1 protein-coding gene is annotated in these 401 nt (G+C 65.3%); it reads left to right on the top strand.

Annotation, left to right across the window (positions count from 1 at the left end; all coding sequences use genetic code 11):
- Nucleotides 1-352, top strand: a 352-nt coding sequence (locus PA598K_RS37645; RefSeq protein ID WP_260405213.1) for an SOS response-associated peptidase, incomplete at its 5' end; no start/stop codon positions are given.
- Nucleotides 353-401: the final 49 nt, after the last annotated feature.

Raw genomic sequence — 401 nt, 5'->3', positions numbered from 1 at the left:
GGACGGCGGCGCCAAGCAGCCGATGCGGATCGTCCGCAAGGATCGCCAGCCCTTCGCGATGGCCGGGCTTTATGAGCTCCGTCAGACCGAGGACGGCCAGCGGCACGCCAGCTGTGTCATTATGACGACGGCGGCCAACGAGGTGATGGCACCGATCCATTCGCGCATGCCAGCTATCCTGGATGTTGATGAAGCGGCGAGCTGGCTCGATCGCGACACGCACGACCCGGCGCAGCTTCTGCCGCTGCTTCGGCCTTGCCCGGACGACTGGCTGGAGGCTTATCCGGTCGACCGCCGCGTCGGCCAGACGCGCTTCGACGAACCGACATGCATCGAGCCGCTTGCGACCTGACGGCTCGGCCGCATGATGCATGACTCAAGCTAGGGCGTGTTTGCATACT

The sequence above is a fragment of the Paenibacillus sp. 598K genome, from assembly GCF_003851045.1.
In the GTDB taxonomy this organism is placed as follows: domain Bacteria; phylum Bacillota; class Bacilli; order Paenibacillales; family Paenibacillaceae; genus Paenibacillus_D.
The sequence above is the reverse complement of the archived record's forward strand: the minus strand, read 5'-3'. Positions and strand labels throughout refer to the sequence as shown.